Source organism: Fibrella forsythiae (assembly GCF_017353175.1).
GTDB classification, from domain to species: domain Bacteria; phylum Bacteroidota; class Bacteroidia; order Cytophagales; family Spirosomataceae; genus Fibrella; species Fibrella forsythiae.
In genome coordinates, this window is record NZ_JAFMYW010000004.1 from 360,515 (window position 1) to 384,138 (window position 23,624).

Annotated in this window: 24 protein-coding genes; 10 read left to right on the forward strand and 14 right to left on the reverse strand. The window is 53.5% G+C overall.

Annotated elements, in window-relative coordinates; genetic code table 11:
• Positions 1-6: 6 nt before the first annotated feature.
• The 4 genes from J2I46_RS15605 (at position 7) to J2I46_RS15620 (ending at position 6,112) form a co-directional block, all read left to right on the forward strand.
• Positions 7-447, forward strand: coding sequence for a GNAT family N-acetyltransferase (locus tag J2I46_RS15605; protein WP_207329967.1), 441 nt, complete (start codon positions 7-9; stop codon positions 445-447).
• Between the two features lie 322 nt (positions 448-769).
• Positions 770-4,297: a DEAD/DEAH box helicase gene (locus J2I46_RS15610; protein WP_207329968.1), complete on the forward strand. Its 3,528-nt coding sequence runs from the start codon at positions 770-772 to the stop codon at positions 4,295-4,297.
• On the forward strand, positions 4,294-4,458 hold the full coding sequence (locus J2I46_RS15615) for a hypothetical protein (protein ID WP_207329969.1): 165 nt from the start codon (positions 4,294-4,296) through the stop codon (positions 4,456-4,458). The genes J2I46_RS15610 and J2I46_RS15615 overlap by 4 nt, the downstream gene beginning before the upstream one ends.
• 94 nt (positions 4,459-4,552) lie before the next feature.
• Positions 4,553-6,112, forward strand: a complete 1,560-nt coding sequence (locus tag J2I46_RS15620; RefSeq protein ID WP_207329970.1) for a DEAD/DEAH box helicase — start codon at positions 4,553-4,555, stop codon at positions 6,110-6,112.
• Positions 6,113-6,222: 110 nt separating this feature from the next.
• Here the strand turns inward: J2I46_RS15620 and J2I46_RS15625 are convergent, their stop codons facing one another.
• The gene (locus tag J2I46_RS15625) at positions 6,223-6,984 is read right to left on the reverse strand and encodes an SDR family NAD(P)-dependent oxidoreductase (protein ID WP_207329971.1); all 762 of its coding nucleotides are present in this window, start codon (positions 6,982-6,984) and stop codon (positions 6,223-6,225) included.
• 164 nt (positions 6,985-7,148) lie between these two features.
• Here J2I46_RS15625 and J2I46_RS15630 point away from each other — a divergent pair, with 164 nt between their 5' ends.
• From J2I46_RS15630 to J2I46_RS15640, 3 genes are all read left to right on the forward strand, one after another.
• Positions 7,149-7,925 (forward strand): hypothetical protein, encoded by a 777-nt coding sequence (locus J2I46_RS15630; protein ID WP_207329972.1) that lies wholly within the window; start codon positions 7,149-7,151, stop codon positions 7,923-7,925.
• Between the two features lie 104 nt (positions 7,926-8,029).
• Positions 8,030-8,545 (forward strand): GNAT family N-acetyltransferase, encoded by a 516-nt coding sequence (locus tag J2I46_RS15635; protein WP_207329973.1) that lies wholly within the window; start codon positions 8,030-8,032, stop codon positions 8,543-8,545.
• An 81-nt stretch (positions 8,546-8,626) separates the two neighbouring features.
• Positions 8,627-8,869 (forward strand): hypothetical protein, encoded by a 243-nt coding sequence (locus J2I46_RS15640; RefSeq protein ID WP_207329974.1) that lies wholly within the window; start codon positions 8,627-8,629, stop codon positions 8,867-8,869.
• Between the two features lie 157 nt (positions 8,870-9,026).
• Here J2I46_RS15640 and J2I46_RS15645 read toward each other — a convergent pair whose 3' ends face one another.
• The 9 genes from J2I46_RS15645 to J2I46_RS15685 form a co-directional block, all read right to left on the reverse strand.
• Complete coding sequence (locus J2I46_RS15645; RefSeq protein WP_207329975.1) at positions 9,027-9,935, reverse strand: manganese catalase family protein; 909 nt, start codon at positions 9,933-9,935, stop codon at positions 9,027-9,029.
• 163 nt (positions 9,936-10,098) lie between these two features.
• Entirely contained in the window at positions 10,099-11,169 is a 1,071-nt protein-coding gene (rlmN, locus tag J2I46_RS15650) for a dual-specificity RNA methyltransferase RlmN (RefSeq protein ID WP_207329976.1), read from the reverse strand.
• A complete protein-coding gene (locus tag J2I46_RS15655) occupies positions 11,169-11,774 on the reverse strand; it encodes a Uma2 family endonuclease (protein ID WP_207329977.1) in 606 nt (201 codons plus the stop codon). Before J2I46_RS15655 ends, rlmN begins: the two co-directional genes overlap by 1 nt.
• Entirely contained in the window at positions 11,771-12,346 is a 576-nt protein-coding gene (locus tag J2I46_RS15660) for a CvpA family protein (protein WP_229379782.1), read from the reverse strand. Before J2I46_RS15660 ends, J2I46_RS15655 begins: the two co-directional genes overlap by 4 nt.
• On the reverse strand, positions 12,324-12,926 hold the full coding sequence (locus J2I46_RS15665; protein WP_207329978.1) for a Uma2 family endonuclease: 603 nt from the start codon (positions 12,924-12,926) through the stop codon (positions 12,324-12,326). The genes J2I46_RS15660 and J2I46_RS15665 overlap by 23 nt, the downstream gene beginning before the upstream one ends.
• 118 nt (positions 12,927-13,044) lie before the next feature.
• Positions 13,045-13,494, reverse strand: a complete 450-nt coding sequence (locus J2I46_RS15670) for a GatB/YqeY domain-containing protein (RefSeq protein WP_207329979.1) — start codon at positions 13,492-13,494, stop codon at positions 13,045-13,047.
• 132 nt (positions 13,495-13,626) lie between these two features.
• Positions 13,627-14,304: a deoxyribonuclease V gene (gene nfi, locus J2I46_RS15675; protein ID WP_207329980.1), complete on the reverse strand. Its 678-nt coding sequence runs from the start codon at positions 14,302-14,304 to the stop codon at positions 13,627-13,629.
• A 131-nt stretch (positions 14,305-14,435) separates the two neighbouring features.
• Positions 14,436-15,497, reverse strand: coding sequence for a saccharopine dehydrogenase family protein (locus J2I46_RS15680; RefSeq protein ID WP_207329981.1), 1,062 nt, complete (start codon positions 15,495-15,497; stop codon positions 14,436-14,438).
• Positions 15,494-15,940 (reverse strand): hypothetical protein, encoded by a 447-nt coding sequence (locus J2I46_RS15685; RefSeq protein ID WP_207329982.1) that lies wholly within the window; start codon positions 15,938-15,940, stop codon positions 15,494-15,496. Before J2I46_RS15685 ends, J2I46_RS15680 begins: the two co-directional genes overlap by 4 nt.
• A 185-nt stretch (positions 15,941-16,125) precedes the next feature.
• Here J2I46_RS15685 and J2I46_RS15690 point away from each other — a divergent pair, with 185 nt between their 5' ends.
• The 3 genes from J2I46_RS15690 to mnmH all read left to right on the forward strand — a co-directional run bounded on the left by J2I46_RS15690 (position 16,126) and on the right by mnmH (position 18,968).
• The gene (locus tag J2I46_RS15690; protein WP_207329983.1) at positions 16,126-17,058 is read left to right on the forward strand and encodes a sugar phosphate isomerase/epimerase family protein; all 933 of its coding nucleotides are present in this window, start codon (positions 16,126-16,128) and stop codon (positions 17,056-17,058) included.
• A gap of 82 nt (positions 17,059-17,140) precedes the next feature.
• Entirely contained in the window at positions 17,141-17,884 is a 744-nt protein-coding gene (locus J2I46_RS15695) for a pyridoxine 5'-phosphate synthase (protein ID WP_207329984.1), read from the forward strand.
• A 40-nt stretch (positions 17,885-17,924) separates the two neighbouring features.
• On the forward strand, positions 17,925-18,968 hold the full coding sequence (gene mnmH, locus J2I46_RS15700) for a tRNA 2-selenouridine(34) synthase MnmH (protein WP_207329985.1): 1,044 nt from the start codon (positions 17,925-17,927) through the stop codon (positions 18,966-18,968).
• Here mnmH and J2I46_RS15705 read toward each other — a convergent pair.
• From J2I46_RS15705 to J2I46_RS15720, 4 genes are all read right to left on the reverse strand, one after another.
• The gene (locus tag J2I46_RS15705; RefSeq protein WP_207329986.1) at positions 18,941-19,582 is read right to left on the reverse strand and encodes a Uma2 family endonuclease; all 642 of its coding nucleotides are present in this window, start codon (positions 19,580-19,582) and stop codon (positions 18,941-18,943) included. The genes mnmH and J2I46_RS15705 overlap by 28 nt on opposite strands.
• Before the next feature lie 39 nt (positions 19,583-19,621).
• Positions 19,622-20,185 carry a hypothetical protein gene (locus tag J2I46_RS15710; protein WP_207329987.1) on the reverse strand — a complete coding sequence of 188 codons (564 nt, stop codon included), beginning with the start codon at positions 20,183-20,185 and terminating at the stop codon, positions 19,622-19,624.
• 302 nt (positions 20,186-20,487) lie between these two features.
• Entirely contained in the window at positions 20,488-23,019 is a 2,532-nt protein-coding gene (gene rnr, locus J2I46_RS15715; RefSeq protein WP_207329988.1) for a ribonuclease R, read from the reverse strand.
• A 130-nt stretch (positions 23,020-23,149) separates the two neighbouring features.
• A complete protein-coding gene (locus J2I46_RS15720; protein ID WP_207329989.1) occupies positions 23,150-23,554 on the reverse strand; it encodes a hypothetical protein in 405 nt (134 codons plus the stop codon).
• Positions 23,555-23,624 lie beyond the last annotated feature (70 nt).

Here is a 23,624-nt window from a genome sequence, read left to right on the forward strand (position 1 = left end):
GTCTGAATGACCCGCCCTGCCACTCCCGCTGACCTCGACTCAGTAGCCTATTTGTTTAACGAGTACCGCATCTTCTACGAAAAACCGACTGCCCTGGCTGAAGGAAGACAATTTCTGGCCGACCGGATGGACCGTAAAGAGTCTGTCGTCTTTGTGGCTGAAACAGATTCAGGTACGTTGGCGGGTTTCGTGCAACTCTATCCGCTTTTCTCCTCGACCCGCATGAAGCGGCTCTGGCTGCTCAACGACCTGTTTGTCCATGCCGATCACCGCGGTCAGGGCCATTCGCTCGCTTTGATCGATGCAGCCAGGCAACTTTGTCGCGAAACCAAGGCCTGCGGGTTGATACTGGAAACCGCCCAAACGAACCTGATTGGCAACCGTTTATATCCCCGAGCGGGCTTTGTGCTCGACGAAGAGCACAACTATTACAGTTGGGATGTGTAGGGGTCGGTCGCAGCGTTTTGGGTTGTTACATCGATATAGAACCAGATTTTGTTCGTTTCTTGTTACACTAGGCAACGTACCCGGTTTATGGAACAGATAGCAGCGGCACCCCAGAGAAAACGAAACTCATTTCAGGTTAGCTTACTCCGTTCGGTCACGACGATGATCAGCCCGTCGACGTTGCTGTAGCAGCAAGGGTCGATTATCTAATCACAAGCGATACCCATTTCGCCGTTTTGAAGAGTGTCGATTTAGCTGAAGTGACGGTTGGTTCACTACCGGCATTTCTTGCTCTGATCAACTAACCAGTAGACTTAATTAAATGGCCGAACGCATTACGTATGGTAAAACCTGGTGGGGTCAGCAATGGCTTCAGGCACTGACCAGTATCGATGAAGGGAACCGTCTGCCACGGGGTAAAACATACGCCAACAAAGGAGCCGTCAGAGCGCTGAAAATCGAGACCAACCAGATCAGTGCTCAGGTGCAGGGCAGCAAACCACGCCCCTATAAAACTAAACTGACGGTCAGGCTTTTCGAGAAATCCGAGAACGACGCGCTTCTGGCCGAAATCAGGCAGAACCCCGCGTTACTGGCGCAGTTGCTAAACCGGCAACTCCCCCCCGAACTGATCCAGTTTGCCGACCAGCGCGGCATTCGGTTGTTTCCGCGCTCGTTCACCGAGCTGCAGGCGGGCTGTTCGTGCCCCGATTATGCCATGCCCTGCAAGCATCTGGCAGCCGTTATTTATCTCATTGCCAACGAAATCGATCAGAATCCGTTTCTGGTTTTTCTGCTGAAAGGCCTTGATCTGCTGGCCGAACTGGCAACGGAGAATTTCGGGGCGGGGGGTATGGAATCAGTACTGACAGTGACGGATCTGTATACCGACGACCTGCCCGATGATGAAGACTGGACGCCCAATGAAACCGCTCGCACAGAGCTTGATTTCGCTACCATTCCAACCTTAAGCGATTCATTGCTTGGCTTGCTGGAACCCGAAGTGACGTTTACGAAAAGCAACTTCCACAAGGATCTAGGCAAAGCGTATAAACTATTCAGTAAACCCGTAGTGGATAAAGTGGTGGTAAGCCACCCCGAACCCAGCGATAGTATCGAGCTACAGCTCGACGAACTGCTCGATCTGCGGAAGATCAATATTTTCAGTGAACACGGCGAGGCGCGCCCGCTACCCCATTTTGCCATTGCCGATCTGATGGGCTGGCTCGGTGACCTCACCGAAACCGATTGGCCCGACATGAGCGATTCGGTACGTGCTCTTTACCTGACGCGTCAGTTTACGGCCGCGCTGCTCCGCCGGGGGGCCGTGGTCCCGCAGATCCTGCGTGTGGGCACCGATGGCAATCAATACCGGGTACGTTGGTTACCCGCTACGCTCAACGAAACCATTCGCCGCCTCACCGATGCGCTGGCCACCCAGCTACCGCCCGAACTGCTGACGGTTCGCTGGCAGAAAGACATTATGTCGCCGGGCTCGCCCGCCGAGCACGTACTGATGCTCTGTTCATTACTGTTGCGTCAGCCCGTGAAGCAACCCACTGTTGAGCTCTGGGAGCGCTGGCCGCTGGAAGATGCCGACCGGCTATTCTTCGGGCAGGAAATTCTGAAACTGGAAGGCTTTGGCAAGCGCGAGAAACCGTTGGCTATGCAGCTGTGGCTCAACGACTTCTTTCTGACGCAAAAACGCTTCGTGCCCATTCTGGCCATCGAAGAAGCGGAGTTTGGCGAGGTGTTCAAACTCAGCCTGCTCATCCGCGACCGCGAAGCCGCCGACGGCCTGTCGACACCGATTCCGCTGACCGAGATTCTGGATGAAAAACCACATCAGAACATTCGTATGGCCGTGTTGCAGGACTTGCTGGTATTATCGCGGCATTTTCCCGACCTGGCCAAACTGACAAAGAAAAACAGCCCATCGTATCTCAGCTATGCGCCAGATGATTTTGTGAAAATTCTGCTCGAGAAGCTGCCCAGGATGCAGTTACTCGGTATCTCGCTCATGCTGCCGCGTTCGTTGCAACACTGGGTACGTCCGCAGGTGGGTGGCCGCCTCAAGGCCAAGTCTACCGCGGCGGCCAGCACGGCTTTCATGAAGCTCGACGATATGCTAACCTTCGACTGGCAGGTGGCCGTTGGCGATCAGATGCTCGACTACCAGGAATTTGAGTCGCTGGTGAACAACCGCACCGGCCTGGTGAAGATCAAGGACCAGTATGTATTGATTGACCCCACTGATCTGGGCCGACTCCAGAAGCAACTGACGCGCCCCGCCGAGCTCAGTGGAACCGACTTGCTGCGGGCGGCGATGGCCGAAGAATACCAGGGCAACCGCATTGGTATCAGCGCCGACGTGCAGGGTATACTGAAGCAATTTACCGAAGCCCAAACCCAGCCCCTCCCCGACCGGTTAAATGCACAGTTGCGCCCGTACCAGCAACGCGGCTACGAGTGGCTGTTGAAGAACACTACCCTCGGCATGGGTAGCCTCCTGGCCGACGATATGGGCCTTGGCAAAACGCTTCAGGTGATTTCGCTGCTGTTGAAATTTAAGCAGGAAGGCCGTTTTATGAAGCAAAAGGGGCTGGTGGTGTTGCCTACAACCCTATTGACAAACTGGCAGAAGGAGATCGCCAAATTTGCGCCCGACCTGAAAGCACACGTGTACCACGGCCCCAACCGCAAGATGCCTGAGGGAAAAGCGGCCGCCGCGAATGACCTGATTCTGACCACCTACGGCGTGGTGCGCTCCGACCTGGAAACGCTGAAAAAGACAACCTGGTCGGTACTGATCATCGATGAGGCGCAGAACATTAAGAACAGCGATACCGAGCAAACCAAAGCCGTGAAAACGCTGAAAGGTCAGGTACGTATTGCCCTCAGCGGAACACCCGTAGAAAACCGCCTGTCGGAGTTCTGGAGCATCATGGACTTCGTAAACAAGGGGTATCTGGGCGGGGCCAGCAAGTTCAATGAGGAGTTTGGCAAACCCATTCAGCAGGAGCGCGACCAGCACAAGCTCGAGTTGTTCCGACGTGTGACCAGCCCGTTTTTGCTCCGCCGTGTCAAAACCGACAAAAGCATCATCAGCGACCTGCCCGACAAGATCGAGAACAACCAGTTTTGTGCCCTTACGCCCGAACAGGCGGCATTGTACCAGAGCGTAGTGGCCGAGAGCATGCGGGCTATCGAAGAAAAAGACGGCATTGCCCGGCGTGGTCTGGTCTTGAAGCTGATGACCGCCCTGAAACAGATTGGCAACCACCCGCATCAGTATCTGAAAAAAGGGAATCAGAACCCGGCGCTGTCGGGCAAGGTAACGCTGCTGCTGAACCTGCTCGAAACGATCTACGCCAGCCATGAAAAGGTGTTGATCTTCACGCAGTACCGCGAAATGGGCGAGCTACTGCAGCAGTTTATCCAGCAGGCGTTTGGCCAGGAGCCCCTCTTCCTGCACGGAGGTACGTCGCGCGCCGACCGCGACGAGATGGTAGAACAGTTCCAGAAAAACCGGTCAGACCATACGTTCATTCTCTCGTTGAAAGCAGGCGGAACCGGCCTCAACCTCACGCAGGCCAACCACGTTGTTCACTTCGATCTGTGGTGGAACCCTGCTGTTGAGAATCAGGCCACCGACCGGGCTTTCCGGATTGGCCAAACCAAAAACGTGCTGGTATATCGCCTCATGAATCAGGGTACGCTGGAAGAGAAGATCGACGCCATGATCCGATCGAAAAAAGAACTGGCCGACCTCAGCGTTAAGACCGGCGAAACCTGGCTCGGCGACCTCTCCGACGATGAATTGAAAGAACTGGTCAGCCTTGCTCCATGAGCATAGCCATTTTGGGAATTGATCAATTACTGAGCCGCCTGTCGTGGATTGAAAAAGCGCAGGTAGCCCAGTGGATCGTGCGCGATTCATTAGAAGAACCTCCTTTTACTTATTTTCAGGCCTGTAGAACGTACCCAACCCCATGTGGTATACGGAACTAACCAGCCAGATACTTCGTAGTTAAGGTGTTATACACTCCGTGGTGGGGTTTAGGCATGGCTTTTGCAGCCCCCTTTTCAGCATCACCCCAACTTAATGAATTTCAACGAATTAGCGATTATTTCGCCTATCCTTGAGGCCCTCGCCGAAGAAGGATACACTACCCCAACCCCGATTCAGGAACAAGCCATCCCGTTAGTCAATGCAGGCCGTGACCTGCTCGGATGCGCCCAGACAGGCACCGGAAAAACCGCCGCCTTTTCGATTCCGACCCTTCAACGGCTCTATACAAAAAAGCAGTCAGGTCAGTGGTCGAACAAGATCAAAGCCCTGATTCTTACGCCAACGCGCGAGCTTGCCATCCAGATCGATGAGAGCCTTGCCGCTTATGGCCGCCACCTCGACCTCCGCCATGCCGTTATTTTCGGTGGCGTTGGTCAGAAATCACAAACAGATGCCCTTCGTAATGGCATCGACATCCTGACCGCCACACCGGGCCGCCTGCTCGATCTGATGAATCAGGGCTTTGTGAACCTGAAGCATATCGAGTTTTTTGTACTCGATGAAGCAGACCGCATGCTCGACATGGGTTTCATCCACGATGTTCGGAAGGTATTGGCCCAATTGCCTGCCCAGCGGCAGTCGCTGTTCTTCTCGGCCACCATGCCCCCCGAAATTGTGAAGCTGGCTGACACGATTCTGACCAACCCCGCCAAAGTGGAGGTTACGCCCGCTTCGTCGACAGCCGATACGGTAGCCCAGGTGGTGTATATGGTGGAGAAAGACGACAAGCGCAGCCTGCTGCTCCACTTGCTCGAAGACAAAAGCATTGCCTCTGCGCTAGTGTTCAGCCGCACGAAACACGGCGCCGATAAAGTAGCCGAATTCCTGAACAAGCACGGCGTAAAAACCGAGGCGATTCATGGTAACAAAGCGCAAAACGCCCGTCAACGCGCACTGACCAACTTCAAAGATCATACTACCCGCGTCTTGGTCGCCACTGACATTGCCGCGCGGGGTATCGATATCGACAGCCTGTCGCACGTGTTTAACTACGAACTGCCAAACATTCCGGAAAGCTATGTGCACCGGATTGGCCGTACGGGTCGCGCCGGCGCCAGTGGCATTGCTATTTCGTTCTGCGAAACCGATGAGCGGGCATACCTGAAAGACATTCAGAAGCTGATTGGCAAGGTTGTGCCCGTGGCACAGGAAAACCCATATAAATCAGATAACCTGGACCCAATTGAATGGGCTAAACCACCAAAACCAGAGCCTAAGCAGGGTCGCGGTGGCCGTGGCCCACGTGAGGGTGGGCAGACTGGTGGGGGTCGTAACGGACAACCACAAGGTCGCGGCAACGACAGTCGCAGAGACGGAGCACGCCCGGCACAGGGTCAGCCTCGCGCCGAGCAGCCAGCTCGTCCGGCCGGTCAGCCGTCGAATCCAAATCGGACCAATAGCCCACGTCCTGAAAACAGGCCCGCTGGTGGTAACCGCAACCCACGCCGCGATAACCGGAATACCCAAAGCGCTTCAACCAGCGCCGAAGATTCGCGCTGGAAGCCCTGGACAGCCTCTCTATCTACGTCGCCCGACCGTTTCGACAAGCCTCGCGAGTCGGGAAACAACGGCGATAAGAAGAAGCGATACTAAAAAATAGTTTACTGTTTACAGTTTGCCGTTTACTGTTGCTTCGCTAGCTCAAAGTTCTTGAATTAGCGAAGTAACAGTAAACGGCAAACTGTAAACAGTAAACTATTTTTTCATCCCGCCGTCATGCCGCCGTCCATCTGAATGGCCTGGCCAGTACAGAAATCATTTTCCGGGGCGCAAAGCCACATAATAGCCTGCGCAATCTCTTCGGGTTGGCCAAAACGCCCCATTGGAATAACGCGCCGCATCCGTTCTTCCATTTCCGGGGCTGTACTCATTAGTTCCTGCACCATCGCCGAGTGGGTGTACACCGGGCAGATCGCATTCACACGAATATTCTTCTTTACGTATTCGAGCGCCGCCGTCTTCGTCAGGCCAATTACGCCGTGCTTGGCAGCGCTGTAGGGCGCCCCCATTGGCATGCCTTTTACCCCCGCAATACTCGACACGTTTACGATTCGGCCCCCTTCTGGCTGCTGCACCATCTGGCGAATCTGAGCCTGTAAGCCATAGAAAACACTACCCAGGTTCACGGCCATCATCTGCTCCCAGTCACTCACGGTCTGATCGATCAACCGGGCAAAACGACCACCAATTCCGGCATTGTTTACGGCCACATCGAGCCGACCGAACGTACCTACGGCAAATGCAACCGCCGCCGTATGCTGTTCAGGATCAGCCACATCACAATGTATGTAGGTAGCCTCTCCACCCGCCTGCCTGATGAGCTCCACTGTTTGCTGCCCATTGGAGCCGTTTACGTCCGACACGACAATGCGCGCCCCCGCCTGCGCAAAGGCCAGCGCCGTAGCCCGACCAATGCCCGACCCAGCGCCGGTTATGAGAACGACTTGTTTGTTAAATGATGACATGTTGGTACGTTTTATGCACTGATTATTTATAACTCAGTCAACTAATATAAACTAGTCGACTAAAATTAAGTCTAATTAATATTGATATAAGATAAACCTTACTATAATCCAGCTGTCTATATTTACGGTAGATTAACACTACCGTAACAAAAACCTACTTCGAGATGATTGCCAACGCTGAGCTTCCAACAAAGCCGGATCTGATTCCTGGCATCTACAATTATTGCGATTCCTGGTGCGAACGCTGCCCGCTTACAAACCGTTGTCGCAGCTTTCAGTTACAACAGGAAAGTGGGATTAAGGCGCCGGACCCCAACACGTCGCTAGTCGAACAGCTGACCGAAGCACTTAACATGACGAAGCAGTATATCGACACGCTACACAAAGCTTCCTCTTCGTTTTTACCGGCAACTCCATCATCAGATGAAAAAATGACGCTGGAAGAAGCCGTTCTGAATCGTCGGCACCAAACGAAAGACCATCCGGTAGCCACACTGGCAACATCGTATCTAAAACAAACCGGCTCCTGGCTGCTTATTGAGAAAGGGTTGCTCGAACGGGCTGGTCAGCAGCAGCTTCGCGATGTACAATTAGGAATCCGTACTGAAGATGAGGCCATGATTCTGTTAAACAACCTTCGCGATGCTTACGAGCAGATTCGCTGGTATCGTACGCTGATCCCGGTCAAGACTAAGGCCGCGCTTAGAGCAGTAGAAGAACAAACAGACGACGAATACCTGCTTTCCTATTATGACGGTAAAGCCAAGCTGGTATTGGTTAGCATCGATCAGTCGCTGAAGGCTTGGCAAACTGTGATGGCTTACTATCCCGAAACAACAGACGACCTGCTGAATACCCTATCAATCCTGAGCCGGTTGGGCCGTCAGATCGAAATGCTTTTCCCGAACGCCCGCGCCTTTAAACGGCCCGGATTGGATTGACCCGAAAGTCATTCAGCTACGGTGCCCTTATTATTATTGCTGGCTATTCGTTGGTTAGTTTGCAACAAATAGCCAGCAATAATAATAAGGGCACTTTCAATTCAATGATTATTCGATTAGCGACTTTCGACGACGTACCTGCCTTGTTGGTTTTGGTAAAGCGGGTTGTTCCGCTTATGCAGCAAGCAGGTAATTTCCAGTGGGACGATACGTACCCGAACGAGGCCGTTTTCATCGACGACGTTGCCAAACAGCAGCTTTGGGTAGCCGACGTTGACGGGCAACTGGCGGGCGTATCGGCCATCACGACCGATCAGGAACCAACATACGCTGAAGTAGGCTGGGATATTAACGAACCGGCTATCGTAACGCACCGGCTGGCCGTTGACCCGGCATTTCGCAGACAGGGCGTAGCCAGGGCACTACTTTTACAGGCAGACGAAGTTGCCCGGCAACGCGATATTCCCATTTTACGGATCGATACCAACACGCAGAACCAAGCCACGCAACGGCTCTTCCCCGCGCTTGGGTACGTGTATGCTGGTGAAATTGGCCTCGATTTCAGACCTGGCCTGCGATTTGTCTGCTACGAAAAACGGCTGACGCGTACGCTGCCCTAAACGGCCACTGGCTCAAATTTTCTAACTTCCTTCCTAACCTTCGGGTTTGTGAAATTGGTTATTTTCACCAAAAATCAGATTATGAAAACCAAACAGTATGTACTGGGCTTAGCATTAGCCTTCATGGCAACAACATCATTTGTAGCCTGCGATTCGAAGAAGGAAAACAAAGCCGAAGAGGTGCAGGAAGCAAAAGAAGACCTGAACGAATCACGCGCCGAGGGCGACACCAGTGATATTCGTGACGATAAAGCCGATCTGGATTCGGCTAATAAAGAATATAACGAAGCGGCCAAAGAGGCCCGTAAAGATTCGTTGAAGTAACTGACGAAGTGGTATATTCTTAGCATTAGCATTTCTAACGCAAAAAGCAGCCTGTTGATAAAACAGGCTGCTTTTTGCGTTAGAACGGAGTATTTCTCCCTTTGCCCCTCGACCAGGCTCGTTCGCCGCGATTCCTGACAGGCTCAGAACAGTGAACTTATGGCTTTATGCCCATTTTCTTCGCCATATCGGCAAACATCTGTGGGTCGTATTCATACTCATCTGAGCCAGGGGCATTGAGCTGTGGTTCCTCGTCGAGGTCCGGCACAGGATGACCAGGAATAGCTCCCTGAATCACTTCGAGCGGCTGACCATCTTCGGGGTGATTACCGTGCCAGATCTGACCAACCTGCGTGTAATCTTCCTGACTGAAGGTATACAACTTCAAGTGCATCTTATTTTCCATATGCTTCTTCGCTTCTGGAAATTTGTCGTTGCTCAAGTCAGGGATAGGCAGCAATTTCGTTACCTCAACGCCCGTCAACAGTTCCAGCGCTTTGGCATAGGCCACCACATGCAAACCACCACGAACCAACAGATAACCCACCATTTCGCGGGCGGTTGGGTCAGATACCATTTCGTAGGTACGCATTTTACCTGCCCGCGCACCACATTCCAGGAAGAAGTTATGGAGCAGATCGAGCTTCAGGTTTCCGCTACTGAATACGTTATCGCCCGACCAGAACTTACCCATCGAATCCATTGGCAGAGCCGTCTGGCCGCTGTTATTGAAATGATACGTATTACGCGCGTTTACACCATCGGCCAGGGGCGCAATGGTTGGATCGATACCTCGTTTCGATACGCCGGTCAACAGGAGGTTGATTGTGTACGAAACCACTTCGATATGGCCATACTCTTCACCAGCAATACTGCAGATCAGATCGTAGAAAGGACGTAATTTTTTGCGTCCCCGAAAATTGAACGACTGATAGGTGTAGTTCATCAGGGTCGACATTTCCCCGAATTTCCCACCCAAAAGCTCCTGTACGGCGGCCGCATCATTGGCCGAAGGGTTGGTTGGTGTTGACAGCTCAATTGGCAGCCGGTCCATTTTCAGGATCATAACGTATGTTGGTTTTGCATGTAGTACTACCCGCCTAACCACCCCACGCTTTCGTTGTTCTATAAAATCTACAGAAACAGTAGATATTAAGAATAAGGTACAGAAAAGGCTCCATAGTTTAACCAGGAGCCTTTCTTTGACCAGTTAATATCGACCAGATGACTTACAAAGCAGCCTCGTCTTTTACTTTTTCTTTTCCGGCCAGTTGACCACAGGCCGCGTCGATATCTTTGCCCCGGCTCCGGCGGATATTCACCGTAATGCCCCGGCTATCCAGGAAACCGGCAAACTTGTCGAGCGTCTGTGGATCGGTGTTCTTGAAGTTCGCTTCAGCAATTGGGTTATACTCGATAATATTGATTTTGGCCGGTACGCGCTTCGTAAACTCGTACAGTTCTTTCGCGTCCTGCAGCGTATCGTTGAAATTGTAGAAAACGATGTACTCGAACGTAACGCGGGTACCGGTTTTGCGATAGAAATACTGGAGCGCATCGGCCAGGTTATTCAGCGAATTACTCTCGTTGATGGGCATAATCTGGTCGCGCTTTACATCATTAGCCGCGTGCAACGACAAGGCCAAATTGGTCTTCACCTGATCATCGCCCAGTTGTTTGATCATCTTGGCAATACCCGCCGTTGAGATCGTAAGACGTTTAGGCGACATACCCAACCCGTCGGGCGAGGTGATGCGGTCAACCGATTCGATGACGTTTTTGTAATTCAGTAATGGTTCGCCCATGCCCATGTACACGATGTTGGTCAGGGGCGCGTTGAACGTGGTTTTGGCCTGCCGGTCAATCTCGACAACCTGATCGTAGATCTCGGCGGCGTCGAGGTTGCGTTTGCGGTCCATGTAGCCCGTTGCACAGAACTTACAGGTCAATGAACAACCCACCTGGCTCGATACACAGGCCGTCATTCGATCCTGGTCATCCGTACGCAGGGCCGGAATGAGCACGCCTTCGACCAGATTGCCGTCATACAGCTTGAACGACGATTTGATGGTGCCATCGTTGCTGCGTTGCTCGGTAGCAACCGAGAGTGAGTTGATGGCGAAGTGGGTATCGAGTTTTTCGCGCAGGGCCAGGCCCAGATTGCTCATCTCGCCAAATGACCGTGCCGATTTCTTCCACAACCACTCGTGTACCTGCTTGGCCCGAAAGGCCTGCTCGCCATGCTGCTTAAACCAGTCGGTGAGTTGCGCGGGGCTATATTTTCGAATATCCTGTTTCACTAGTAGACGATCTCTTCCTCATCGAGGAGATTTTTTATGTTGAGTGTGCAGTCTTCCAGCACCAGAACGTCGTTGCTCCAATCGGTAATGATGCTATCCTGACCCGCCTGCATGACTACGATTTTACGTGAGGTAGTCAACACCCACAGTACCCGTTCAACGCCGAATTCGAACAGCTTCTGCGATTTTTCAAGGAGGTAATTCACACTATCGGTCGGTCCGTCCCACTCAATCCTGATATCCACCTCGATCATCACTTTAGGTGGCACATCGAAGTATTTTCCTTTCAGGGCGGGAAGCGTTGCCTTGTCGAAGATGGCAATGTTGGCCGCGAAATTGTTGCCCTGGCCCATGTGCAGCCCGGCTTCACTCGAAGCGAGTTTATATCGCTTCCGGTCAACGCGGCTCCATAAGGTGGCAACAATTGCCGTTACCAATACACTTTGTAAATCACTACCTCCCATAATTTCCTGTGGTTTGGCCCGACCAGCCAGCACGTCGCGGTAGCCTTTGTAATAGAGCGGTCTGCCGTTCAGTGTTTCGCGAATCAGTTGGGCGGGCACAGCCGGGGCCAGGATTTGAGCAGGTTCCTCGGTCGTTATCATGGCGTTGTTGGTAACTGTTCTTTCTTAAATTTCCGTCCCGCCTCCAGGCCTTTCGGCATCCAGACCGTGGCAACGTTCATGACCTTCGGCGCCACGGGGCGCAGCAATGGGTACATAAAACTGTCGCGGGTTTGGTTGGGCGGCATGCGGACGTTCATAAAGCTGAACAGCCAGAGAATCACACTAATTCCAAAAACCCAGGTGAATATGCCAACGGCTGCACCGGCCAGGCTATCGAACGTACCCAGCAGGGTGTACCGGAGCGATCGCCGCAGGGAATAGCCCATGCGGTTGATCATGAAAACGACGGGGAAGAAGATAATGGAGAAGCCTAGCCAGGGCAAAAATTTCCGGGCCAGTTCGCGGCTGATGTAGGGAGCCAGCAGGTCAATGCCGAATTGCAGAAACTTAAACCCAATGATAAGGGCCACCACAAAGGCTATGATGGCCACAATCTCGACAAGCAGTCCTTTCCGGTACCCGTTATATGCCCCCCATAGCAGCGGAATCAGAATAAGAATATCGATGGTAGCCACAGGCGCAGGTACGTTAAAAGACCAGTCCGTCTTCATCAAATACCTGTTGGATATTCAAACTGAACTCATCAATAATAAGCACATCTTTTGTCAGATCGGTGATCAGCCAATCCTGCCCGGGAGCGGCCACCAGCACCTGACGTGACTTGGTCATAATCCAGAGAACACGTTGCACGCCAAACTGAAATAACTCGCGTGTTTTCTGGGCAACATAATCCCATTCGTGCACCACATCAAGGTCAATTTTTATGTCGACTTCAACAACCACGCTGGGAGGAACATCGAAATACCTGCCCTTCAGAACAGGCACCAGACTCTTCTCGAAAATACCAATATCAACGGACACATAATCGCCTTTGCCAAGCTGTAATCCTGTCTCATTTGAAACGGTCCGGTACTTGCTTCGATCAATTCCGTTCCAGATAACCGCATTCAACAACGATACGATTGAACCCTGTAAATCACTACTCCCCATAACGGACTCGATGGTTGATACGCCGGCCAATACATCTTTATAGCCCCGGTAATACAGAGGTTTTCCGTTGAGCACTTCGTAAAGTAGCGCATTGGGTATCTCCTGATGCGCTTGGTGAGAAACAGGATTTTCAGTGATCATATCCACGGCCGTTTAACGTACCTCAATTTAGCACTTTTTAGCTTGGGGAAGGGGGCCTAGGGGAAGGGGTATTGTTTTCGCGGGATCACCCCATGCCCTAAGCCCCATGCCCTATGCCCTACAACAGACTCTTCACCATCGCGGCGATGGACTTACCGTCGGCCTGTCCGGCCAGTGCTTTATTGGCGGCGCCAATGACTTTGCCCATGTCACCGGGACCGGTAGCGCCTACTTGAGCGATAACGGCCTGCACTTGTGTCCGTAATTCATCTTCCGACAGTTGTTTCGGCAGGTATTTCTCGATCACGGCGATTTCGGCTTCTTCGGTGGCCAACAAATCGGCGCGACCCTGTTGCCGGTAGATATCCGCCGAATCTTTGCGCTGTTTAACGGCTTTCGAGAGCAGCTTGATCTCGTCTTCCGGTTTCAGATCACCACCAGCGGCCCCTTCTTTGGTTTCTTCGAGCAGGATCATCGACTTGATAGCCCGTAAGGCCCGAAGGCGATCCTGATCTTTGGCTTTCATAGCCTCTTTAACGTCCGTATCAATTTGTTGCTTAAGCGACATATGTAGATTGCGAATTAGCGAATGAATGACTTGCGAATAGACAAAGGTACGCTTTTGCACTATAGTGCACTGCTTCGCGAGCCAGGCCCTTCGACCGTACGCGAAGCAGTGCACTATAGCACCAATCATAATTTATGCATTCAGATAGGCCCGCCGCACGGTGTTCACCAGGTTGTGTGCGCGCCGGGTGGGTTCGGGAATTCGGTAGCCGCCATCGCATTGCAGCATCAGCGAGACAGACGTTTCCAGATCGATAAGATTACCTGGCGACACGTAGACGGGATTGACCTTGTTCTTCGTGCGCAGCGCTGCCCCAATTATTTCGCCCCGATGCAGCATTGGCGACCAGGAACCCCGTTCGAGCGCGGGCTCTTCGTAGCGACCAACCAGCACCGATTTGCCACAGCCCAGCGTCGGCCGGTTCAGCCACAGGCCCGCGTGGGCTGCGATACCCAGTCGGCGTGGATGCGCAATGCCGTGACCATCAAACACAACCACATCGGGCATAATAGTCAGGTTGTTCCAGGCCTCGAGCAGGGCTGGTATTTCGCGGAACGATAACAGGCCAGGTACGTAGGGAAACGATGTGGTGGTAATGGCCGTGGCCTCAGCAATGGTTTCAAGCGTATCGAGCCGCAGCACCACGATGCCGGCATAAACGGTCTCCTCGAACTTGTTGAACGAAATATCGCAGCCCGCAATGGTCTCAACCGGCCCAGTCAACGGCTGAATACGTACCTGACCGCGTATCTGCTGCTGTATGGCAATTGCCGCCTCCGGGCTATCCGGCCATTCGTGTAGTGGGTTCATACTGTTGAGTTTAGGTGCTAAATCGCACTAGTCAGAAAAGCATAATAATCATGATTACGTTTTTTTGTCATCCCTCCTCTCGTCGGGATGACAAAACACACAACCTGATCGACCCACCTACTTAACTACCATCACCCCTCCCGCGTGACGCCTTCGACTTCCAGCACCATATTGGCGCCGTAGAGGCCAGCGGGCGTTTGAAAACCGGGTTTGACGTTTCCCTGAAGCACTTTTTTAGTGATGATCAGGGCTGAGAGGGCAGTAAGGGTATAGCCTTCCGGGCCGGTTAATCTGGCTTCAACGGTTTTACCGTTTTTGTTGCCTACACGGCCCCATACCTGTGTTTTCGCCTTATTCCGGGTGGCTTCATCCGGGCCAGTCACGCGTTTCGTGATTTGCCCGCTCACCCATTTCTGTACGCCTTTCCGACGTAACAGCCAGTTAAGCGAGTTGCCCAGCTTCGCCATCTGAATGCTGGCCGACGTGCTGCCGATAAACGTTTCGACGTTCAGAATGCCTGTGGTATAATAGGCCGTTGACACGTCGCCCCAAGGGATGCTCATACAGGGCAATGTCTGTCCATCGGCGAAGATTACGTTCAGCACTTTGTGTGCGTAGGGCACCACAGTCAATTTTCCATTCTCGCGCACCAGACCACCCTGCCCCAGGTTATCTACAGCCGTTTGCGCTATTCCGTGTGACAAGGCTCCACCATCGTTGGCAAAGGCCAGTTGCAGGTACGTCGCATCGGGCAGTTTGTTGTGCAGATACAGGGCCAGACAATCTGTCGGCACCACATCAAACCCCACACCCGACAGGATCATGACACCTTTCTCCCGCGCCTGCCGGTCTAACGCCGCTCCCTGCTCGAATACCGCTATCTCGCCTGTGATATCCAGGTAATGCACACCATTGCGCAGGCAGGCCTGTTGCATAGGCAAGGCTGTTTTTGAAAACGGCCCGGCGCAATGGAGTACCACCGATACATCACGCATGGCATTGTTCAGGGCAATTTCGTCGGTCAGATCGGCTACGCGGTACGTAAGGCCGTATTGCTCGGCCAGTGGGCGAAGCTTACCCTCATCGCGACCGCAGAGGATAGGGTTCAGGCCAAACTGGGATACCTTTTCCAGCACCAGTCGGGCGGTGTAGCCATTGGCTCCGTAAAGCAGAAAGGTGTTGGGCGGGTTCATGAGCGGCGGTTTAGCCAGCTAAAGATAGCGGCTGTGGCCAACCCGCCAACGACGTACCAGGCTACCGTCAGCGAGGCAGTGGTAGCCGTGCGACGAACCGGTTCGCTACCCAGGCCCATTGGCTCCGACAGTGTGATGGCACCGGCACCCGCCAATGCGCCTAAAACGGCACCTACGGGCCAAATCGCCTGTGGCTTCGCCAGACCGATCAGGCTGTAATACAGGGCATTGGACGTCAGATCACCCGCCAGCGCGGTGGCGTACAAGGCATTGCCGGTTGGCGTAGGCAGGCCAGTGGCTTTTGTGATTTTGATGATGCCGCGTTTCCCTAGTTTATCAACGCGCGGCGCTTCGGGCTCTACCTGCCGAACGGTTTCGTGCAATACGTTCAGGGCCACAGCTCCACCTAGTCCGCTCAGCAATGCATTTGTTAAAGTAGTCATATCGTTGTGTGTGCTTTTTGCTGTAACAAGCCACGTCGCCCTTGGGCGGTGAATTGTTGTTTACCGGCTTTACCCACAACCACGTAAAACCTTCTCCTTCGTTGTCACTCGCCACAGGCGAGCGACAACGAAAATCAACGAATGACAGTAACACCAACTAATTGAAAATAACCTCTTCCAAACCAATGTCCCGTCTTTCCCGTCGCCAAACGCTTGCTGCTCTGGGTACGTTACCCGCCACCTCTTTCCTGAAACCGCAACCTTCACTCAGCAAGCCGAAGGCCGCTCCATTTACGCTCTGCCTGAACATGAGCACCATCAGAGGCCAGAAACTGGGCTTTATCGGTGAGTTGGAAGCAGCGTCGAAAGCCGGGTTTCGGTCGGTGGAAGTATGGGTAGGTACGTTGCAGGATTATCTGAAGACCAACACACCCGCCGAAGCCCGCCGTCGCCTGTCGGACCTGGGCATCACGGTCGAAAACGCTATTGGATTCGCCCCCTGGATTGTCGACGATGCCGCAGCCCGGCAGAAAGGGCTCGATCAGATGAAGCTGGAGATGGACCAACTGGCGCAAATCGGTTGTAAACGCGTGGCGACACCACCCATCGGTGCCCAAAATGCCGACGCACCGATCATCGACCTGCACCGGGCCGCCGAACGGTACCGCACGCTCCTCGAACTGGGACAGCAAACGGGCGTGAACCCACAGCTTGAACTGTGGGGGTTCTCGAAGAATCTGAACCGGCTTTCCGAAGTGATGTATGTGGCCGCCGAAGCCAACCACCCCAATGCCCGCCTGTTGCTCGACGTGTATCACCTCTACAAAGGTGGCTCAGGCATAACGGCCTTACCGATGGTGGGTAAACCGGCCATCGAGGTATTCCACGTCAACGATTACCCATCCACGCTGGCGCCCGCCCAGATCACCGATGCCGACCGCGTGTATCCCGGCGATGGGGTCGCTCCGATTCGCGAGATGCTGAAGATCATTCAAAACCCCGACCGGCCGGTGGTTCTATCACTCGAAGTATTTAACAAAAACTATTACGCCCAGCCCGCCGATCAGGTGGCTAAAACATCGTACCAGAAAATGCAGGCGCTGGTAGCAGGGCTATAGCGACGAACCGCAACCGGTCAGCCGTGGTTACCTTACCATCACTAACCTTTGATCACTGTTACCTGATCATTGTTCATTGACCATGACCCGTCTGTCAGTAAACATCAACAAAATAGCCACGATCCGCAATGCGCGGGGTGGCAACAACCCTAATCTCGTCCAGGTCGCGCTCGACTGCGAACGGTTCGGCGCACAGGGCATTACCGTTCACCCCCGGCCCGACGAACGGCACATTCGTTATCAGGATGTGCTGGATCTGCACGAGGTGGTCACCACCGAATTCAACATCGAAGGCAACCCCGACGAGCGGTTTATCGAGTTGGTAAAGCGCGTGAAGCCCGCCCAGGTAACACTTGTACCCGACGCGCCTGACGCCATCACATCAAACGCGGGCTGGGATACGATCCGCCATGCCGACCACCTGCGCAAGTTGATCGACACGTTTAAGGAAGACGGCATACGGGTGTCCATCTTCGTAGATGCCGACGAACGAATGGTAGAAGGCGCCAAGGCCGTTGGCACTGACCGGATTGAGCTGTACACCGAACCCTACGCCACCCAGTATCCAACCGACCGTGAGGCTGCTGTAGCGCCGTTTGTGCTGGCCGCCCGCAAAGCGCAGGAATTGGGCCTCGGCCTCAACGCCGGCCATGACCTGAGCCTGGACAATCTTCGGTACTTTGCTCAGCACGTACCTGGCCTGCTGGAAGTCTCCATCGGCCACGCCCTTATCTGCGACGCACTGTATTTCGGGTTAGAGAATACGATTCAACTGTATAGGAGAGAGCTTTCTGAAATTCATTACAGGACCAGCGGCGTTTTGTAGCGTTTCCAGTTGGCTTAGTCCTTGTTTTTCCTCCAATCTCATGCCACTTTCCCTCCACGACTTTCTCCAGCAAGCCCAAATGCTACCCGTCATCGACGTTCGATCGCCGGGGGAGTTTGCGCATGCCCATATTCCGGGGGCGGTGAACATGCCGCTGTTCGACAATGCCGAACGGGCGCAGATTGGTACGACCTATAAGCAGGTTGGGAAAGATGCCGCCGTGTTACAGGGACTGGATATGGTCGGTCCGAAAATGGCCCGCTTTGTTCGGGAGGCGCAGGCATTGAATCCGGAGGGGAAGCAGGTGCTGGTGCATTGCTGGCGGGGTGGTATGCGGTCGGGGTCAATGGCGTGGCTGTTCAATACCGCAGGACTGAAAGCCGACACGCTGACCGGCGGCTACAAAGCCTATCGCACAGACGTGTTGACTTCGTTTGCGGAACCCCGAAACCTGCTTATTCTGGGCGGAAAGACAGGCTCGGGCAAGACGGACATTCTGAAGCACCTGGCCGCACGGGGCGAACAGGTCATTGACCTGGAAGGGCTGGCGCACCACAAAGGCTCATCGTACGGGGCCATTGGGCAGTTGCCGCAGCCCTCGAGCGAACACTTCGAAAACCTGATTTACGAGCAATGGCGACGGCTCGACCCCACGCGCCGAATCTGGCTGGAAGACGAAAGCAAGAACATAGGCCGTTGTCATATCGCCCTGCCCCTCTGGCAACAGATGCGCACCGCGCCGGTCGCCTTCATCGACGTACCCAGGCCCGTTCGGGTGCAACGCCTTGTGCAAGAGTATACGGGTATCGATCACGAATTACTGGTTGAAGCGACCAAACGCATCGAACGGCGGTTGGGTGGACTGGCCGCGAAACAATCGCTGGCCGCACTGGAGCAGCAGGATTATGCCACCGTAGCCGAGCTGACGTTGGTTTATTACGACAAGGCTTACCTGAACGGTCTCGCCAATCGTAACGCCGAGTTGGTAAACCAGCTTCCCATTAGCCAGGATAATCCGGCAAAAACGGCCGCTGATCTGATCGCCTGGGCTGATGCTTACGCTGAGAAAGGCGTTTTACGATAGATTTTCTGCATCGGTAGCTCCATCTCGCCGACCAGAATGATGTCGGTCAACAATCGGTAGTCAGTATCTACCCATTGGTCGGGCTTATCGGTGCGCGAATACACCCTGGCAAACACCGCATCCTGACTGACGAACAGAATGTGCCGTAGCGACGGAATCAGTCGGTACTGATCCAGCTTATCTGACTGGTCATATGCCTTTGTGCTCTTGGACAGCACCTCGACCACAATTTCCGGGTTTTTGATCCGCGCCGTAGACACCTTTCCGCCAGGCAACGTCACGTATTCCGATGGTCCGCGCACAACCGACAGATCAGCATTGAATTCAGCACCGCCTTCGGCAATACAGATTTTCACGCTACTGCCCAACACCCGGTAGTCAGGTTGCTCGTCGAGAAGGTTGTTGAAGAGGGTAATTAGCTGAGCAATAAGTTGTCCGTGAAGGTCGGTGGCCTGGCTCATGGAGATAATCTCGCCGTTTAGGAATTCGATGTTGTAGGGAATCTCCTCAGCCAGCTCCACGTATTCATCCCAGGTAGCGGAAACGCGTACTTCGTCCGGGGCCGCTCCGCGCTCGGCCAGGGTCATCGGTATCAGAATCGTTGTTGCTTCCATCTTGCTCCTGCGTTTGCCAAACCTACACCATTACGCGCATTATTTCTTTGGCTTCATATGCCGAATCACCTCCTGTTTCGGGAAAGCCAGTCGCCAAACGGCCAACGGCTGTTTATGCTGACCAAAACACGTCTGGCTCAGTACATTATCAGCCGGAACAGCTGCGTTATACACAAAAAGTGTATCGCCAATTCGCTGAATATTACTCGACTGCGGCAGCTTTTTCTCCGCGTTATACACATACGCATCCAGCACCTCGCGCTCCTTTTGCGCCAGTTTCGTATTCTGCACATCGGCAGCTCCCAATAGGCTAATTATCATGCCATAGCGAGCAGCTAAGGCTTGCGTTTTAGGCAGGTCTTCCAGGGTGCATATACCGGTTGGTGCCTCACCTTTCGCCAGTTTACCGGCCGCTTCTTTCTCGGCAATGGCTACGATCTGCTGCCCCCAACTATCCACGGCTTCGGTCAGGTCAGCATTGGTGAGCCGCCTTACCTTTTTATCAGCCATTTCCTGTTTCAGCTTATCAGTATACTGAATTCGATCAGGATTGCAGGCTAACAGTGTGAGTGATATGCATACAATTTGTAAAGAGCGTGACATTGCGAAGGGTGTTTTTAGCTGAAAACGCGCGACAAAGCCGTTGGGTTGCAGGTACGTTGTTTTTGGTTGAACACCTTTCGTTATCGCTTGCCTGTGGCGAGTGAACCTTAACCGTAGGGCCTCCGGCTCGGGCCTTCCGTATTCCTGTTGTTTAGCTAAATATCCGTTTCACTAGCTACGAACGGGCCAGAGGCCCTTATTAATGTAGGTCACTCGCCACAGGCAAGCGACAACGAGGAGGCGATTAATCCCGCACTTTTAAAAGTGCGGGATTAATCGCCTCCTCAAATCTTTCAGGTACGTTACTTGCCCCGGCCACCGCGGCGGTTCTGGCCTTTGGGCGACGCGCCTTTTGTGCGTTTGGTTTCGCTTCCGACGGCTTTCGAGCGGCTACCCGCCGTAGCAGAAGCAGACGTATTAGCGGCTTTACGACCGCGGGCGGCGTTGCGCTGACTCTGGTCGATGGGGCTGTCGGAGCGGCGGCTGCGACCTCCGCCTGAACGGCTATCTGAATCGCGGTTGCTTCCTTCCCAACCTGCTTCGGCGGTTTTGGCGTTGTCGCTGATCAGGGCGAAGTCGATGCTGCGGCGGGCGAGGTTGGCTTCCTTCACGCGTACCGTTACGGCATCGCCGAAGGTGTACATCTTCTTCGATTTACGGCCGATGATGCGGTAATTGTCTTTATCGTACTCGTAGAAATCGTCGGTCAGGTCCTGCATACGCACGAGGCCTTCGCAGCTGTTTTCGGGGATTTCCACGAAGAAGCCGAACTCGGTTACGCCGGCAATGACACCCGCGAACTCCATGTCTTTCGGCATCCGGCTCATGAACTCTACCTGCTTGTACTTGATGCTGGCACGTTCGGCTTCGGCCGCTACTTTTTCGCGGTCCGAGGCGTGTTTGCAGCGCGCTTCCAACGCTTCCCGATCCACCGAGCGGCCTTTGTCGAGGTAGTGTTGCAACAACCGGTGCGCCATCATGTCGGGGTAACGGCGGATAGGTGAGGTGAAGTGCGAGTAGCGGGCGAAGGCCAGGCCGAAGTGGCCAAGGTCTTCGGTACTGTACCGCGCTTTCGACATGGTACGGACGGCCAGTTGCGATAGCATGCCCTGCTCAGGCTTGCCCTCGATCTGCTCCATAAACTTGTTCATCGACCGCGATAGGTGCGTATCGTCGACGTTGAGTTTATAGCCCAACCGACGGGCGAATTCCGAGAAAACGCGCAGCCGGTCCTCATCCGGGCCTTCGTGAACGCGATACACCATCGTATTGGCTTCGTCGCCTTTCGACAGACGCATGACAAATTCGGCTACCCGCTTATTGGCCAGCAGCATGAATTCTTCGATCAGCTTGTTCGTGTCTTGCCGAACCTTCGGAATCACCGCCAGTGGCACGCCGTTCTCGTCGAGCTTGAAGCGAACCTCGGGCGTTTCGAAATTGATAGCTCCGTTACGGAACCGTTCGTCGCGAAGCTTGTGGGCCAGTCCGTTCAGGAGGGTCAGTTCTTTTACGAAATCACCTTCGCCTGCATTCAGGATATCCTGCGCTTCTTCGTACGAAAAACGCCGGTCGGAGTGAATCGCCGTACGGCCAAACCACTCCTTACTGATTTTTCCTTCGTCGTTCATTTCGAACACAGCCGAAAACGTCAGTTTGTCTTCGTTCGGCCGAAGTGAACAAACGCCGTTCGACAGCTTTTCGGGTAGCATCGGCACCACGCGGTCGACCAGATAAACTGACGTAGCGCGTTTGTAGGCTTCTTCTTCCAGTTCAGTACCGGGCGTCACATAATGCGTCACATCGGCAATGTGGATGCCAATTTCGTAGGTGCCGTTATCGAGGTATTTGACCGACAGGGCATCATCAAAATCTTTCGCATCAACAGGGTCAATGGTGAAGGTCGTGGTTGTCCGGAAGTCGCGACGGCGGGCAAATTCGGCCTCGTCGATCTCCACCGGAATCTCTTCCGATTCTTTTTCCACTTCAGCCGGGAATTCGACGGGCAAGCCGAATTCAGCCAGGATGGCGTGCATTTCGGTATCGTTATCACCCGCCAGGCCCAGAATGCTCGTTACTTCACCCTCGAAATAACCGTCTCGGTCGTCGCTTTCAGGGTATTTTGTCAAACGAACAAGCACTTTCTCATTCTCACTCGCACCGCCTAGCTTATCAGCCGGGATCAGAATGTCGTGGTAGATGCGGCGGCTATCCGGGGTTACGAAAACCTGATTACCGTGCCTTTCCAACGTACCTACGATTTCAGGTTTGCCACGTTCGGCAATGCTCACTACTCGCCCAACAATGCGCTTGGCCATTTGCCGCGTGCCGCGCTGCCGCGAGTCGCTGAAGGCAATAACCCGAACCAGATCGCCATCGATAGCCCCGCCGAGGTCTTCGGCCGGAATCCAGATGTCATTGTCTCGGTCGCGCGTGACGTTTTGCGGGACGATGAACGCAAACTTGGTGTTCACATGCTCGACTTTACCGAGGATGGTATTCTGGTTCTGGTTGAACTGAAACCGGCCATCGGGCAGGCGCGTCAGGCGACCCTCGTCGTGCAGTTCGCCAATCAGTCCCTGAATCATCAACTTCAGCTTCCGGTCATCCGCATCGAAATTCTCGACCACATCCATCGTGCTCCATTGGCCCGTGTTGTTGATCTCGAAAAAAGCGGCGACGTCATTCTTCAGTTCATCGATATAGGAAGTGGCTTGTTTGAAACCAGCCGAACTTGCCGCTCTGATTTCTTTTCCATAATTACCCCGGCGGGTGCTGCTTTTCTGCTGCCCCTGCGCCGATGGTGATTTGGCATATTTATTTTGTTTGGGTTTCATTTCTAGGAAGTCGGGAGTCGATAGTGGGTAGTCTGGAAAGTCGGTTTAGTGTTGCTTACGCGAACGTATTTCTGACGCGTAAGCAACACCAAACCGACTTTCCAGACTACCCACTATCGACTCCCGACTTTTAAACATGTAAAATGCCTTCCAACCCGAGCGCGGGTACATTAACCAGGTGTTGCTCGGTGATGCTGTCGGGCACGAAGATGAATTTTTTGTCGTAAATCTGGTTGCCAATAAAGTAACTGACCCAGTATTCATTATTCAGGTGAAACACATCGGGAATAATGGTTTCGACCAGTTCGTGGGCATTAGGCTCAATGGAGACAAAGAAGTGGCGGAGGGTTGCCGTTTTCTGTTCTTCGCCGTCTTTTTCACCATACCCACGCGAGGTAACGAATACGGTATGAATAGGTTGCTCATTCTGGTTGATGAGGAACACCTGCCAGTCATACTCGTTAATCTCATTCAATTTGCGGGCCACAACTACCTGTATGCCCTCAACAGGTAAAAAAGGAATATCTTTTTTCATTGGAAATTTACCTCACCCCCAGCCCCTCTCCTGCTGAGAGGGGAGATGCACTACCGCAATTACGTTTTTC